Raw genomic sequence first — 15,185 nt, forward strand, 5'->3', positions numbered from 1 at the left:
GTTGATCCGGAGTTTAGACACCCGGGGACGCTGCGCGGGAGCGTGCCCGGGCGGCTAGGCGGAGGCCAGCGTCTGAGTCAGGATGGTGCCGCCAACCCCGACCAGGACGGCGCCTGAACTCCCGACGACGATCCGGCTGGTCCGGGGCCGGGCGAGGACTCCGGTCACTTTCTTGAGCGCGCTGAGCAGCAGCACGTACCAGGCCAACGCGATAAGCAGGAAGATGCCCGCCATCAATGCGTGCTGGGCGAGGGGCGGCAACGGGGCGACAGTGAACTGCGGGAACAGCGACAAGTAGAAGACGGCGACTTTAGGGTTGAGCAAGTTGCTCACCATTCCTTGCACGAAAGGTGAGCTGCCGCCGCGTTGGCGTTCTGCTGCCGGTGACGGTGGTTGGCTGGGTTTGGGTTTTCTGGCGAACGCCTCAGCGAAGGYGCGCAGGCCCAGGTAGAGCAGGTAGGCGGCCCCGGCAATTCTGATCCCGGTCCCGACAACTTCCGAGGCCCCCAGCAGCGCCGTGACACCGAGCACCGCCAGCACGGCAAGGATCGTGTTGCCAACCATGATGCCGGCGGCGGCTGTGGTTGCCGCCCGTGTGCCGCGGGGGGCATTCCTGAGGACAAGCGCAAAGTCGGGTCCGGGCACCACCACTACGACCAGGCAGGTCAGCACGAAGGCTGCCAGTTGTTCCAGCATCTGGGATTTCCTCCGGGCGTCAGTCTGTAGCGGTGGGTGGTGAATTTCGCCCGGGAACGAAACCCGGGCAGCCTTCTACGTTAGGCCATCGCGGGCACCACCGGAGCGCAGCCCCGCCTCGTTGCCGGCGGAAGGTGGCAGCAACCTCACCCGCTGGGCATGATTCGGTCAGGACGCCGGACCGCTAGCTTTGCATCAGCATCGCATTGCGGTGGGCGCTGGTGGGATGTGCCTGCAGGACCATGCTCATGCGTGAACTGCCCGGTCTGCTCCAGAGGAGGCGACATGTCCGGTTGTGTGGTGGACCCGAGCGAGCCATCGAGTGTGGGAGGCGGACCGCGATGAACTCTCCGAAGGACGCCGGGACCCCGCCGGTGCAGTTCAACCAAAGGCTGGCGCTGCTGCTGGCGATGGCGATGTTCGTGCTGGTTGTCGACACGTCGATCATGAACGTCTCGATCTCCGCGGTGGTGGACGACATAGGTGCGACCGTCAGCGGACTCCAGTCGACAATCGCCCTCGAGGCGCTGGTATCCGCGGCCTTTATCCTGATCGGCGGCAAGATCGGCGACCTCATCGGACGCAAGCGCGCCTACGTCATTGGGCTTGCCTGCTACGCCGTCGGCGCCGTGGCGATGACCCTGGCCCAGACCCTCCTCCCGGTGATCATCTGCTGGGCCCTGATCGGCGGCCTTGGCGCCTCGCTGCTCCTTCCCGCCATGCAGTCCCTCATCCACGGAAATTTCGAGGGAGATGCCCAGCACCGGGTCTACGCCCTGGTCGGCGCGTCGGCCGCGATCGCCGCCGCCGTCGGGCCTCTGCTCGGGGGCTTCCTCACCACGTTCCTGTCCTGGCGCGTCGCCTTCCTGCTCGAGGCCCTCATCATCGCGGTCGTCCTGTCCGGAATCAAGCTCGTCAAAGACGTGCCGTACACCGGGCCCCGGGAACTGGATCTCTTCGGATCACTTCTGTCCATCGTCGGCATGGGCGGCGTCGTGCTCGGAATCCTGGTCTGGCAGGAAGGCGGCGAGGCAGTGGGCGCACTCCTGGCCGTGGGTGCCGTCGGACTGGGCGGCCTGGTCTACTGGCTCCTTCAGCGCAAACGCCGCAACAAGCCGACGCTGCTGGATCCGGACCTGTTCCAGGCAAAAGCCTTCCGCTTTGGTGCCACGGGACAAATGCTCCAGCAGATCGCTCTGGGCGGCACCATGATCGTGCTGCCCATCTACCTTCAGATGGTGCTCGGCTACAACGCGATGCAGTCAGGTCTGTCCATCGCCCCGCTCTCGCTGACCATGTTCGCTGTCGCCATGATCGTCGGGAAGAGGTCCGGGAGGCGGCGCCCGGCCAGCCTCATACGTTGGGGCTTTCTGTTTCTGATCGCGGGTTTGGTGGTGCTGGTCCCCATCGTGCCGCGAGCTGACTCCGGCTGGTGGCTGCTGATCCCGCTGATCATTTCAGGCTTTGGCCTGGGGCTGCTGGTATCCCAGCTCAACAACTACACCTTGTCCCCGATTTCGGACGAGCGGGTCAGCGAGGCCGCCAGCGTGAACTCGGCCGCGGGATCGTTCGGCTTGTCCTTCGGACTCGCGTTCGCCGGCGGCATCATGCTGGCATCGCTCTCGACCATCTTCATCGGCTTGTCGGATGCCAGCACGGTCCTCCCGCCCGACGACAAGCAGCAGGTCGCGACGGTACTGGAAGACGACGCCCAGGTGATGAGCGACGCGCAACTCCAGGAACAGATCGCCGGCCAGCCGGAGGACATCCAGAACGAAATCATCCGCATCAACACGGAGGCACGGCCCCTGGCCCTCCAGATTGCACTGTTCGTCCCGATCCTTGCCGGCCTCGCCGGGCTCGGCACCTCGTTCCGCATGATTCGGATCCCTGACCCCAAGCCCGCCGGCACCGGCGAGGGGAGCGTCCTGGGCTGAAGTTCACAGCGGCGAGCGTCCAGGCTGCACCCCCTGACAGCGGAGTTCCCCGGGATCCGGCGGGGTGCGTGGTTTCGGGGCAGCCCGATTAGAGCTGGAGAAGGCTGTAGCCGACGAGGAAGATCCCGATCGTCAGCGTCGCGATCGCCGCAATCCTGCGGCCATTGCGCTGCAGCCAGTTGTATAGGGCGGTCAACGGCACTTGGGCCCGTTCGGGGGAGCGCAGCCACACAGCGACCGGAATGATGACGGCTGACTGGACCACGGCGGCGTAGGCGAGGACAAGCAGGCTGCTTGGCAGCGGCGGCAGTTCCTGGACACCGATCACGGCACCGGCGGTGACGGCCAGCAGGAGCGCCTTCGGACGAAGGTTAAAGCCCAGGCCCAGTACGACGAATTCCCAGGGCCGGGCGGAGCGGAACCGCGACTTCATCTTGCCAAGCATGGCGTTGTCCCGGCCGCCCTTGCTCACGAGGAGGTACACGGCGTACGCAACCAGAAGCGCACCGATCACAATGGCAATTTGTGCCACCCATTCGTCCCTACGCAGGCGCGGCGGCTTGACGGGCAGGAATTGCAGCCCGACCGCTGCCAGGCCCACGACCACGATCGAACCCGCGAGGCTGCCGATCAGGAAGGGAAGGGCGCCGCGGCGCGGAGTTGGCGAGAGCAGAATCATGATCGTCACGCTGACAGGCACTGTGCTGAGAGCCCCGGCCAGGGCGAAGAGAGCCAGGCTGCTGAGAGTGCTCAGCATGCCCCCCTCACCGTCCCCCGGCAGCACCCCGACGGCATGTCATGCCTTCGGCCCGCTTCCGGTGTCCGGACGGCCCGTCTTCAGTCGTCCGCGGCGGGCCCGGATCGCCTTGTCTTCTTCCTTGATGAGCAGTTCGAGGTCCTTCTTGTCGCCCGTCAACGGCCGCCACCATGCAAGTGTCGGGTCGGAATCGAGCAGGATGGTCCGGAACAAGAGCGTCAGGGGGACGGCGAGGACGGCGCCGACAGGACCCAGGACCACTGCCCAGAAGAGGACGGAGAAGAAGGTCAACGTCTCACTCAGCGACACCGCGTTGCCCACATATTTCGGCTGGATGATCGACTGGATGATGCTGTTGATTCCGCCATAGATGATGATGACTGCCACGACGGTCGGCCAGCCCCCGGTGAGGTAGCCGAAGAACAAGGGCGGGATGATGGCGATGAAATACCCGATGTTGGGGATGAAGCTGCAGATGAAAGACAGCAGCCCCCAGAGCAGGGCGCCAGGGATCTGCAGGATGACCAGAACCAGCCAGTTGAACAACCCCTGCGCGATTCCGAGGACCGTGGTGGCGACCATGTAGCGGCGCACACCGGTTCCGAAGCCGTTGAGCGCTGAAACCAGTGCCGGCCGGTGATAGTTCAGATGAATCAGGAGCGCCGGAACGCGCGAGCCGTCAATCGCCATAAGAATGAGCATCGTCAGTATGATCACGAGGCTGGTCACCAGGCTCGCGACGTTTCCCAGGAGGCCGCCGAGGAACCCGATGATGCGGCCCGGCGTAAACCCGTTCAGGACTGCCTGGGCTTGCTCCGGGCCAAATCCAACAGATTCCAGCAGTGCGGAGATCCTGGCGCCGATCTCGGCCATTTGGGGGGCGTATTGCGGCAGCAGCGCGGAGAACTGGGCGAGCGAGGCAATCAGGACTGCGGCGAAGGCGGTCAGCAACCCGAAGACAGCCGCGATAGTGGTCCCGGTGGCGATGCCCCGGGAAATTCCCCGTGCCTGCATCCAGCGGCGCAGCGGATGGACACAAAGCGTCAGCACGAAGGCAAAAAAGACGGGGGTGACTATTCCCTGGATCGCGCCGAGGCCGAACGCTGCAATCGTCGCGCTGGCCAGGGCGAGCAGGATTATGAGGGTGCGGGGGAGGGCCGAACGTGGATTGGATTCCGATGGTTCCGGCTCCATGAGCCCTCCTTGGTTCAGCCTAGCCATATCTTAGAAGCCTCATGGCCTCATGAATAGCGAGTTGGCCAGGCCTGCTCCTCGCGCCTCAACCCGGAGTCAGACGACGATCTTGCTCTTGATCTGGGCAAACTCCTCCGCACTGATGGTTCCCGCGTCCATGAGTGCTTTGGCTTTGGCGATCTCCTCGGTGGGGCTGGCCGTGGCGACACTGCGGATGTAGGCATCGGTTTCCTGCTGGGACTTGCGGGCCCGCGCCATTGACCGCTCCGCCATGCCCTTGCCGCGGGCAATCATGTATGCCAGCACGGTCAGGAACGGAATGAAGACCAGAAGAACGATCCAGACGGCTTTCCACCAGCCGCTGAGCTCGTCGTCGCGGAAGAGGTCGCCGATCACCATGAACACTGCATACAGGAAGGCGATAATTGCATAGAAGATAAACAGCCACCAGAGAATATCCCAAAAGTTCTCGAAGAAATTCATTTTGGCTTCCCTACTTTCGCTTGGTGCGGCGTCGCCTACGAACGCAGCCTTGGATGGGAATGGGTTTCACCGCGGGCATTCCAGGAGGCCCGGACTAGCACTTGGCGTCATTTGAGAGATCGCTGATGGCGGCCTGCACGTTCGCGGCTTCGTCCTTGAGCGAGTTGGCCGCCTGCGTCAGGGTGGCGTCGTCGGGAACGGAGTTCACAGCGGAGGTGAACTTCTGTTGGGCAGCTTTGACGGCATCCACCCGATCTTTGGCCGCGTCGCTGGCCGCGTTGACCAGATCGTCGTAGCTCTTCCGAACTTGATCCCGGGCCGCCTGGATCTGGCCGATCGTGGCGCCTGGCTTGAGGGAGTCCTTGAAATTCGTCAGGGCTGTTGAAAAGTCAGTGGCGGCAGCGCAAACCGGTGAAACGCTCGCCGTCGGGCTCGCGCTGGGGCTGCTGCTGGGTCCCGAGGTGGCGCAGCCGGCGAGCAGCGCAACCGCCGCCCCGAGCGCAGACATTCGCGCGAGGACTGGTTTTGGTTTCGACATTGGACTCACCTCTCCATGGGCTTTCGCCTGGCAGCCCAATCACTGGCAGGTACCACCAGTGTTGGGTGAGGGGCCGGCTTGCGCGTCACCCGCCGCGGGTGATCCTTTCGCGCGGCTCTCCGTGCCGGGCGCGCCGCTGACCAGCGGGGACGCGACGACGGAACTATCGAACGCGGGTGGGACCCCATTACCTCCCACCCCGCGGCCCGAATCACCCCGGGGTGATGATGTGCCCGCTCCGTCGCCGTGATGGACTGCTGTCCACAACTGAGGGAGGATGCCATGTGTCGTTGGCTAGCGTATTCGGGTTCGCCGGTGCAACTGGAGGAGCTGTTGTACAAACCCACCAACTCGCTCGTGATGCAAAGCAAGCACGCCCGAATGGGCGTTGAAACCACCAACGGGGACGGCTTCGGCGTGGGCTGGTACGGATCCGCGCCGTATCCCGGGTTGTTCCACAGCACGGAGCCCGCGTGGAATGACCGCAACCTTCGCGAGTTGTCGGCCCAGGCGTCGGCCGGCCGGGTCTTCGCACATATTCGGGCCTCGACCGGATCGGCAGTCCAACAGACCAACTGCCATCCATTCCGCCACGGCAGCTGGCTATGGATGCACAACGGACTCATCCGGGAGTTCCCGACTGTGAAGCGCGACTTGGCCATAGCCGTTGAGCCATCGCTCTTTCCGCTGATCGAGGGAGCCACGGACTCAGAGCTCTTCTTCTTCCTCGCCCTGACCTTCGGGCTGGAGCAGGACCCGAGGGCGGCCGTAGCTGCCGCGGTTGGACTGATTGAAGACGTCGGCCGGCGCCACGGGATCGAGCAGCCAATCCAGATGACAGTGGCCACGACTGACGGCGACACCACCTGGGCGTTCCGCTACTCGAGTGAACGGCAGTCCCGGTCGCTGTTCCACAGCACCGACGTCGCGACCCTTCGCGTCCAGTACCCGGAGAACCCGTTGCTTCATGACCTGGCGGACAACGCGCGCCTGGTCGTCTCCGAACCGCTGGGGGATCTCCGCGGGGCGTGGCGGGAAGTACCTGAGGCTACCTGTGTGGTGGTGCACGGCGCCGGCGAGGACCTGTTCCCGTTCTCGCCGACCGCCCCCTAGCGTCGGCCTAGTGTCGGCGGCTGCGGCCCCCTTAGTGTCTGCGGCTAGTGCCGCTGCCGCTCAGCACAAGCTAGCGCGGCGCTAACTGGTGGTCCGGTCCCGCCGGTCCTTCACACGCCGGTTCCTCCGGCGTCGGGCGCCCGGGGGATGGGAATCGTGGGATACGTGTCATCGGGAGGGCCGCCCGCCGTGACCGACTCACCGCCTGGCACGCCGCCGGACTCGACACTGGACTCACCGCCGGGCTCGACGCCCGGCTCGCCGCCGGGTTCGGCGCCCGGCCCGCCGCCGGGTTCGGCGCCCAGCCCGCCGGCTACGGCCGGCCGGCACAGCAGTTCGACCACGAGAATGACCAGCACGGCCAGGACGGCCGTCCAGATGGCGACGGCCGCCGTCGGGTCCTGCCAAAAGATCAGCACCAGCACAGCGATGCCGACGACGGTGGCTTCGATGATCCGCCGGTACCGGGCCAACCAGAGCTGCCATGGCTTGGCCTGGCCACCGCCGATCTTGCCGGTGATGTAGTCGCCCGCCGTCGCCAGCCCGTGCCGGACATACTCCGCGGGACGCGAGTGGCCGCCCAGAAAAGCTGCCAGGGCGATCAGCAGTCCGACGACGAAGACAAGGCGCAGGCTGGTGCGCAGCGGTACCAGGAGTGCCTCGACCAGGCTTTCGGCCGCCGCAGGGGAGACAGCACTCGATGGAATCGAGTTCAGGACGTAACTTCGCCCGATCACAAGGGACAGCGCCAGCACCGCCATCGACACCGCCACGGCCAACCCCACGCCGCTCGTCGTGCTCCGTCTCCGGCCCCGGGGGGCAACGGCAATGGCGCCCACGGCGCTGAGCACCGTCAGCCACGCCAGTATTGGGCCGAGCCGGTCCAAGGTCCGGATGGTTTCCGTGGCACGGACCAGTTCAGGAGACTGGAACAGGGCGATCTGCGCGTCAACTTCCGGGATCCTCGAGGCGATATCCACCCCTTGCTGGACAAGGAGAGTCTTGACCCGGGCGATGATCTCTTTCGTGGAAATCGACACCGTGCCATTCTCATCAATACTGACCGTGCCTCCCGTGCTTCCCGTGGCAAGGTTGACCAGCCCCTGGTGCGCCACCCGGTTCACCTGGATCCAAAGGTCCTGGAACTGCGGTGTCGCCACGAATCTGGCAACGGCGGTATGGATGAGCGTTTTGGTCTGCTCCGCAAGCATCGGGGCCAGCCCGGTGAGCACGGCCGCCACGCGGGGCGCCGTTTTAGCGAGCTCGTTCAGGGCATCGCGCGTGATGGTCTGGAAATCCACGGCGTCGTTGATCTGTTGGGTGACCTTGTCGGCGATTTCGGCCTGGATCGCAGGGTCCGAGGCCAACGGTGCGACGGTGGCGACGTAGCGATCGGTGTCGATGACTTCGCTGCGCAGGTAGAGGGCCGGAACTGTCGCGAAGGCCAACAGGCCAGTGATAACCACCAGCACGATTGCCACAATGCGCCGGGCCAGCCCCGGATGCCGCACGGCCGGCCTCGGCGGGGCCTTGCGGGCACTGTCCCGTTCCTGCTGGAGACGGGCGACTTCGGCCCGTAACCGCAGAATTTCTTCCTGTTCCGGGCTAGCGGGGCCAGCGGGCTGATCGTTCAGCGACATGAGGGGATCCGCCTTAGCTTGTGTTCCGCGGCTGGGCATTTCACGGCTATTTTCATTGTTCACTCGGCGTGCCGGTCCAGCCCCACCCACACAGGGTGATCTGTCACGCCGGGGAAGGGCCCGCCACGGCCGTCCCTACGGGCTGGACGCCGCGCGTCGGACGTGCAAAGTGGCGCACCGAATCCCGGCCCTGCCCGCGAAATTTCAGCCGGCCGGCCTGCTGTCATCCGTTTTGGGTGATGACGGCGGCGGGTTCAGGATTCGCCGCCCAGCCGCCGCCCTGCCGCGAAGAATGCCACTTTTGCGATCAATAGGAGTGCACCTAAATCGGCAATCATTTGGACGGACACGACACCCCTCGCCAGCTGGCTTACCGGCGTAATATCCCCGAACCCGACGGTGGCAAACGTGGAAGTGGTGAAGTAAAGGGCATCGGTTCGGCTCAGGGGCTCGCTAAACGCCGCCGCAGATGTGATCGACATTGATGTGTAAAGCAGCGCGAAGAGACACAAAAACATCAACAGGGTTTCGGCGACAGCCGCGGCCGCCCGAACCCTCGGGATATGCGCCACGAGTATCAGCCGCAATTGAATTGCCAGGACTGTGAAAAAGACCAGCACGACACCCGCCAGGCGGATCCAGGCGGCCGCGGGATCGGCGTCATTGAATCCCCCGACGGGAATAAAGAAATACAGGGCGAGGACCACAACCGAAAATGCGATGAGACGTGCAATCGCGAAAATAATGACCCGCCTGCGGTCGGCCTTGTCGAGGTCATGAAGGAAAATCGGGTCTGTCGGGCTGCCGTGCTTCATAGGCATGACTGATGATACAGCCGGGCACCCAATTCGTGCCGTGCCGCAATCGGGTCGCCCTAATCGCCGTATTGTCGCACTAAGGAGCGGCGCACAAGGGGTCTTTGCGCCCTGTTGGTGCCCTTTTGCCCCCACCTAGCATGTGGAATGTGAGAGATAGGCTAGAAGCCGAATGGGTACCGGGCCCACAGTTCAAGATCCGCCCGCCTGTGCGCGGTCTCGGAGCGTTGGAGCGTCCACGTCTGGAAAGCGCCCTGTCCGCGGCCGCGGATTCGCACCGCCTGACCCTCGTCGCGGCCCCGGCCGGCTACGGCAAGTCAACTTTTCTGGGTGATTGGGTCCGCAAGTGCGCTCTGCCGTGCGCATGGCTGTCGCTGGACAGGTTCGACACGCAGCCCGCGCGGCTGTTTCACGGTGTTGTTGGGGCGATCCAGTCCGCGGCGGGCAAACTGCCGTTACCCGGAACCGACGCCCTCCTCGCCCTGGACCCGAGCCTTGCCCACGACCGGGCGGCCTCCTACGACCTTCTCCTCGGGGCACTCGAGCACCTCACTGAACCGATTGTCCTGGTGATCGATGACGTCCATTTGGCCGGGCCGGGGCTGGCGAACGGAATCGTCGGGGTGCTCGCCGCATCGGCACCCCCCTCACTGCGGCTGGTCCTCTCGGGACGCGGCCATACGTCCATTCAGCTCGAAAGATTCCGGTACGGCGAGGGACTGGGTGAACTTCGCGCCGCCGAACTGGCCTTCACGCGGGAGGAAGTTGCCCAGTTCGCCAGTGCGCTGGGACAAGATCAAACGTTCGACGCCGGGTCGCTCTGGAAGATGACTGCCGGCTGGCCTGTGGCAGTCCACGCCAGCCTGGTCTCCTTGGCGCAGGCCCGCAACGTGCCGCTTACAACGCCAGGCTCCGCGCCTACGCACGTCCCGCTCGCCGACTACGTCGCAGAAGAGATCCTCGACCAGATCGAACCGTCGCTGGCCGAATTCATTCTCAGGGCCACTGCCAGCGACTGGCTCGGACGCCGGCTCGCCGTCGAACTCGAAGGCCGTCCCCGCGGCGGCGTGCTGCTTGAGGAATGCCTCCGTAACGGGCTCTTCATCGAGGAGCACGAATACCGTGCGGGCGAATCGATGTTCCGGTGGCATTCCCTCTTCGCGGCGCAGTGCCGGCGCATCCTGCAGCGGCGTGACCCTTTGCTCGCCGAGCGTCTGCACCGCGTGGCGGCGAGGTACTACCAGGACGTCGACGTCGTCGAGGGCGTCGCCCAGGCGCTGCAAGGAAGCGCACCCCGGCAAGCCGTGATTTCCCTCGGCGCCCATTGGCTCGAATTCCTGCTCGGAAACGACGTGCAGACCCTTGAACGGCTGTGCCTGGATCTCCCCGCACCGTGGGGCGAGGATCCGGAGATCCTGATGATCCGATCGGTCTGCCGTGCCCTTTCCGGCGACGGCACCGCCGCGGCCGAGCTCACCGACCGGGCGCTGTCGCGGACCTTCGCGCTGGACGCAATTCGACGCCGGAGACTGGAGAGTTACCGGGCGCTCTACGAGCCGCTGCCTGCCGACGGCCGGCTGGACCCGCACACCGAGACGGACGACAGCCGGTCGACGACGGACATTTCAGGAGATGGCCGCTCCAGCTCCTTCTCGACAGGACTCTTCCTGCTGGCCCAGGCAGAGTTCCGGCTGCACCGCACCGGCGAACTTGGCACGGCGCTGCTCCAGGCAACGGCGGCCACAGGCAACCCTGAACAGCTGGAGGCCGTGGAAATCTGCGCCCAGGCCGAGCTCGCGTTGGCTCACGCCATCGCCGGTGACCTCGTGAGCGCCGACGAACTTGGCACGGCGGCGTTGGACCGGGGAGAGGCGCTGGGTTGGAATTCGCGGCAGCGGATGGCTCCGGCCTGGCTGGCCCGTGGCATCGCGTGCTACTGGAATGATGATCTGAAGGCTGCGCGGACCTGTCTTACCAAAGCGCAGCGATTGGGCAGCGAGCTGTTCCCGACCGGTCCGCTCAGCGCCATCTATCGGGTCCTGGTTGATTGCGCCGCCGGCGACCTGGTCCGCCTGGCCGACTCCGGTGCGGCGCTGGAGTCCTTTCACGGGCGGGGACGGTACGCCGTGTCATGGAATGCCCTGGAGACCATCGCGGTGGCGAAAATTGCCGAAGCCAGGGGCGACCGGGACGGAGCTTTGCGGACCGTCCAACCACTCGGGGCCGGGGGGCACGGCGCATTGGCGGATACGCTGCTGGCGGAGTTGCTGCGCCGCGAAGGTGACACCGCCGCTTCGCAACGCTGTGCCGAATCACTGGCCGAACGCCGCGGCAGCTCATATATCGACACCTGCCTGAGCCTGACCGAGGCGATCATGGCCCATGGAGCCGGAGATGCCGCGGCGGCACACGAGCGGATTGAACATGCTGTCCTTCGTGCCGAGCCTGAAACCGTCTTGCGTCCTTTCGCCGAACGGAGAGAGGAATTGGCGGATCTGCTCGTGGAGCACGCTGTGTGGGGCACCGCGCACGAGTCGTTCATCGCAGCGCTGATGGCACGCGAGGCACAGGGTGAGACCCGCCTTCGGGCACAGTCCTACTGGAACCTGACCGAGCGCGAACGCGAAGTCCTTTCCTACATGCGCTCGATCATGACCGCTGCTGAAATTGCCGAGGCGTTGTACATTTCCGTGAACACGGTCAAGACCCACGAACGGTCCATTTACCGCAAGCTCGGGGCGGTAAGCAGGCGCGACGCGCTCAAGACGGCCGCCAAGCGTGGCATCGTCTGAACCCCGCGGCGGCCTTGATGGGCTTCGCGGCGAGGCACCGGTCCCGGATGGGGTCAGAGGCCCCTAGGCGCCGCAAACCGGCAGTGAAAGTCTGGAACCATGAAAAAAGTTGATCCCTTTGTGATCGTGATCGGATTTGACGGCTCGAAGCAATCCCACGAGGCCCTGGCGTGGGGTGTTGAAGAGGCCCGGTACCGCAGTGCGGAGCTCCGGGTCCTGACTGTCTGGAACAAGGCGCCAATGGCGTGGTATCCGGCGATGCTGGAAACCGCGGCAGGCGAAATCGTGGCGGAGGACTCCCCGGAGCAGCAGGCTGAAGCGCTGGGCGCCGAGGCGGCGAAATCCGCAGTGGGTGTCAATGTCGTGACGCGGTCCATCAAAAACGACTCAGCGGCGTCGGCAATACTTGAGGCCGCACGGGAAGCCGACCTGGTGATCGTCGGCTCCCGCGGCCACGGCGGTTTCGCCGGGCTGCACATCGGATCGGTCTCCGCCCAGGTGGCCAGCCACTCCCCGTGCCCTGTCCTGGTGATCCGGCCGAAGGCTTCCTGAGCGTCCGGCCCGCTGGCCACTGACGTCCGGGGCAATGCCGCGTGGCCACTCGACTGGGAGCACCCGATGCCAGCGAGCCGTGAGCGCTACCATCGGCGTATGACCGTCCTGGACTGGCTGATGGATTCAGATCCTTCCCTTCGATGGCAGGTGTTGCAGGATCTCAGCAACGCCGCGCCCGAGGTCGTTACCGCAGAGCGCGCGCGGGTAGCGACCGAAGGCTGGGGTGCCCGCCTGCTGGCATTGCGGGACGAGGACGGCCAATGGGCGCATGGCGCATATTTCCCCGCCCGGGGCGACCGCCCCGACGGAGGCGGTGCCGAGGGCGGCGGTCCCGAGGGCGGCGGTGCGGATGATGCCGGCGGTGACACAGGTTGGGACCGTGTCCCCCAGCCCTGGACCGCCACAACGTACAGCTTGCTCCTGCTGCGTGACTTCGGGATCGACCCGCGAAGTGAGCAGATGCGCCAGACCATAGCGCTGGTCAGGGACAACTGCCGCTGGGAGGAGGGCGGCCAGCCGTATTTCCAAGGCGAGGTGGAGCCGTGCATCAACGGAATGACAGTGGCGCTCGGCGCGTACTTCGATCAGGACGTCGACGGCGTCGTCTCCCGGCTTGTCAGCGGGCAACTGGACGACGGCGGGTGGAACTGTTGGGCGGAGTCCGGCGCCGTGGTGTCCTCGGCCGCCACGACGATCAACGTCCTCGAGGGCCTCCTGGCCCACGAACGGGTCACGGGCGGCTCGGCGCAGTCCGTGGACGCGCGGCGCCGGGGCGAGGAGTATCTGCTGGAGCGGGGCCTGTTCCGACGCAAGAGCACCGGCGCGGTCATAGACCCGGCTTGGCTGACGTTCTCCTTTCCGACCCGCTGGCACTACGACGTGCTCCGTGCCCTGGAGTACTTCCGTTCGACCGGAGAGCCCCCGGACCCGCGCATGGCCGAAGCCGTGGAGGTGCTCCGGTCAAAGGAGCAGCCGGACGGGACCTGGTTGCTCGAAAACACGCATCCCGGGATCGTCCATTTCCCGGTTGATGCCGGTGACGGCCGGTCCAGCCGGTGGAACACCCTTCGCGCGTTGCGCGTACTCGACTGGTACGGGCGCGCCGTTTGAAGTGGCTGTGTGGGTTACGTGCTGCTAGGGCAGAACCTTGTAGAGGTCGATCACCGTCTCTTCGGGCGGAGCGGCGAAGCCGCCCTCAATACCCGCCTGCATCCGGGGCAGGAGGATCGTGTCCCGGAATTTTTCCCAGCTTTCTTTCGATTCGTGGACTGCCAAGACCGTCCAGCCCCCCTCGGATGCCCCGCCGGCGTGGAAGATCTGCCCCTCGGGCAGGAGCCCCGCGCCTGGATGGACGGCTGCAAGCGACGCCTCGTATTGTTCCTTGGTGCCTCCCGGGAAGAAGTGCACGATTCCGTAGGGCGTGGTGGCCATAACAACTCCTAGGCTGGTGGATTGGACTGGACAAGGCCAGTCCTAGACGCCGCCACCGGGCGTGTCAAGGGCTCGCGGAAGCAGGCGGGGGTCCGGGGAGCCGGGCGCCCCGCAGGTTCAACATTATGACCCTTCATCCCGACGCCGCGCCGGCCTTTCCACTGGTTGGAAGGGCCGGCGGTGGGCAGCTCCGCGGTCAGCCGTCCGACAGGGTCCGGACGTCCTCGGCCAGGGCAGTCCGGTAGCCAAGGTTTCGTGAGACTGCCCTCGCGGTGGCCATCACCGCCGGAGCCAGGACATTGGGCGGGGTGGTCCCGTCCGGTACAACGATCGACAGTGCGGCCACCACCGTGCCCTGGGCATCAAAGACGGGCGCCGCCACGGAAACAGTCAGCGACGGCGCGGACCGGCGGATCATGGCAATCCCCGTCCGGTGGACGTCGGACAGGGTGCGCCGCAGCTGGCCTTCCGGCATGGGAGCCACGCCCGGTTCCGTTTCCGCGGGTTCCTTGAGGATCTTTTCCTGGAATGCCGCGTCCGCGCCGGCCATCAGGACCAGGCCGACGGCCGTGGAGCGCAGGGGGAGCCGGCCACCCACCCGGTAGGCGACTTCCGTGGCCTGCTTGGAGGAAAGCCGTTCGATCAGGACGGCCTGGTCCCTATCCCGCACGGCCAGCAACACGTGATGGCGCGTCACCTCGAAGAGGTCCTCAAGGTAGGGCAACGCGATTTCGCGGATCCCGTGGCCCCTTGGGGAGAGGGACGCTATCTCCCACAGCCGGACGCCCACAACGTAGCGACCGTCGTCGAGCCGTTCCAGAGCGCCCCAGGCGACCAGCCGGGCAATGAGGCGCAACGCCGTCGGGGCGGGCATCTGCGCATAACGGGCCATCTCTGACAGGGTCAGCGCCCGGCGGCGGTCCGTGAAGACAGCGAGGAGGCTCAGGGCCCGGTCGATCACCGGTTCGCCCTGCTTGGGCCGCTTGCCGCGCGCGGCGGGCGGGTTTTCAGCGGGGGAATGCGTATCCGCGGGTGCTGTCATTCGTCATCGTTCCTTCTTCGTCGCCAGTGACGTTCACCACAATAGTGTTCCAACCAATGAAATTCTCGTGTGACGTCATTGCGTCCGCCTACGACTCTTGATGGAGCCGGTCCACCCGACCGCATCTGGCGGAAGGGCCCGGAACGCACCGGCGCCGGACGGCCACCGTCCGGCCGGTCCGCTCCAGTCCCG

General features: G+C 65.6%; 14 protein-coding genes. 5 read left to right on the top strand and 9 right to left on the bottom strand.

Translation table 11 applies throughout. The features are described from left to right. Window positions 1-54: 54 nt before the first annotated feature. Window positions 55-696, bottom strand: a complete 642-nt coding sequence (locus AC1D1A_RS17140; protein ID WP_476948282.1) for a LysE family translocator — start codon at window positions 694-696, stop codon at window positions 55-57. 341 nt (window positions 697-1,037) lie between these two features. Here AC1D1A_RS17140 and AC1D1A_RS17145 point away from each other — a divergent pair, with 341 nt between their 5' ends. Further along, entirely contained in the window at window positions 1,038-2,633 is a 1,596-nt protein-coding gene (locus tag AC1D1A_RS17145; RefSeq protein WP_476948283.1) for an MFS transporter, read from the top strand. An 88-nt stretch (window positions 2,634-2,721) separates the two neighbouring features. On the opposite strand, the gene AC1D1A_RS17150 is transcribed toward AC1D1A_RS17145, so the two are convergent. The 4 genes from AC1D1A_RS17150 to AC1D1A_RS17165 form a co-directional block, all read right to left on the bottom strand. Next, window positions 2,722-3,390, bottom strand: a complete 669-nt coding sequence (locus AC1D1A_RS17150) for a GAP family protein (protein WP_476858669.1) — start codon at window positions 3,388-3,390, stop codon at window positions 2,722-2,724. Window positions 3,391-3,429: 39 nt separating this feature from the next. Next, the gene (locus tag AC1D1A_RS17155) at window positions 3,430-4,584 is read right to left on the bottom strand and encodes an AI-2E family transporter (protein ID WP_476858668.1); all 1,155 of its coding nucleotides are present in this window, start codon (window positions 4,582-4,584) and stop codon (window positions 3,430-3,432) included. 96 nt (window positions 4,585-4,680) lie between these two features. Then, window positions 4,681-5,067 carry an SHOCT domain-containing protein gene (locus AC1D1A_RS17160; protein WP_230010772.1) on the bottom strand — a complete coding sequence of 129 codons (387 nt, stop codon included), beginning with the start codon at window positions 5,065-5,067 and terminating at the stop codon, window positions 4,681-4,683. Between the two features lie 94 nt (window positions 5,068-5,161). After that, window positions 5,162-5,605, bottom strand: coding sequence for a hypothetical protein (locus AC1D1A_RS17165; RefSeq protein WP_476858667.1), 444 nt, complete (start codon window positions 5,603-5,605; stop codon window positions 5,162-5,164). 282 nt (window positions 5,606-5,887) lie between these two features. On the opposite strand from AC1D1A_RS17165, the gene AC1D1A_RS17170 reads away from it, so the two are divergent. Then, the gene (locus AC1D1A_RS17170; protein WP_476948284.1) at window positions 5,888-6,718 is read left to right on the top strand and encodes a class II glutamine amidotransferase; all 831 of its coding nucleotides are present in this window, start codon (window positions 5,888-5,890) and stop codon (window positions 6,716-6,718) included. A 110-nt stretch (window positions 6,719-6,828) separates the two neighbouring features. Here the strand turns inward: AC1D1A_RS17170 and AC1D1A_RS17175 are convergent, their stop codons facing one another. Together AC1D1A_RS17175 and AC1D1A_RS17180 are read right to left on the bottom strand one after the other, a co-directional pair. After that, on the bottom strand, window positions 6,829-8,358 hold the full coding sequence (locus tag AC1D1A_RS17175) for a hypothetical protein (RefSeq protein ID WP_476948285.1): 1,530 nt from the start codon (window positions 8,356-8,358) through the stop codon (window positions 6,829-6,831). Between the two features lie 254 nt (window positions 8,359-8,612). After that, window positions 8,613-9,173 (bottom strand): ion channel, encoded by a 561-nt coding sequence (locus tag AC1D1A_RS17180; protein ID WP_476948286.1) that lies wholly within the window; start codon window positions 9,171-9,173, stop codon window positions 8,613-8,615. Between the two features lie 209 nt (window positions 9,174-9,382). Here AC1D1A_RS17180 and AC1D1A_RS17185 point away from each other — a divergent pair, with 209 nt between their 5' ends. From AC1D1A_RS17185 to AC1D1A_RS17195, 3 genes are all read left to right on the top strand, one after another. After that, on the top strand, window positions 9,383-11,965 hold the full coding sequence (locus AC1D1A_RS17185) for a helix-turn-helix transcriptional regulator (protein ID WP_476948287.1): 2,583 nt from the start codon (window positions 9,383-9,385) through the stop codon (window positions 11,963-11,965). Window positions 11,966-12,064: 99 nt separating this feature from the next. Next, window positions 12,065-12,517 carry a universal stress protein gene (locus AC1D1A_RS17190; protein WP_476849536.1) on the top strand — a complete coding sequence of 151 codons (453 nt, stop codon included), beginning with the start codon at window positions 12,065-12,067 and terminating at the stop codon, window positions 12,515-12,517. A 99-nt stretch (window positions 12,518-12,616) separates the two neighbouring features. Continuing rightward, a complete protein-coding gene (locus AC1D1A_RS17195) occupies window positions 12,617-13,630 on the top strand; it encodes a hypothetical protein (RefSeq protein WP_476948288.1) in 1,014 nt (337 codons plus the stop codon). 24 nt (window positions 13,631-13,654) lie between these two features. On the opposite strand, the gene AC1D1A_RS17200 is transcribed toward AC1D1A_RS17195, so the two are convergent. After that, on the bottom strand, window positions 13,655-13,951 hold the full coding sequence (locus tag AC1D1A_RS17200) for a hypothetical protein (protein WP_223916956.1): 297 nt from the start codon (window positions 13,949-13,951) through the stop codon (window positions 13,655-13,657). A 196-nt stretch (window positions 13,952-14,147) separates the two neighbouring features. After that, the gene (locus AC1D1A_RS17205) at window positions 14,148-14,993 is read right to left on the bottom strand and encodes an IclR family transcriptional regulator (protein WP_476948289.1); all 846 of its coding nucleotides are present in this window, start codon (window positions 14,991-14,993) and stop codon (window positions 14,148-14,150) included. Between the last annotated feature and the right edge of the window lie 192 nt (window positions 14,994-15,185).

It is taken from the genome of Arthrobacter sp. P1_B9, from assembly GCF_056406495.1.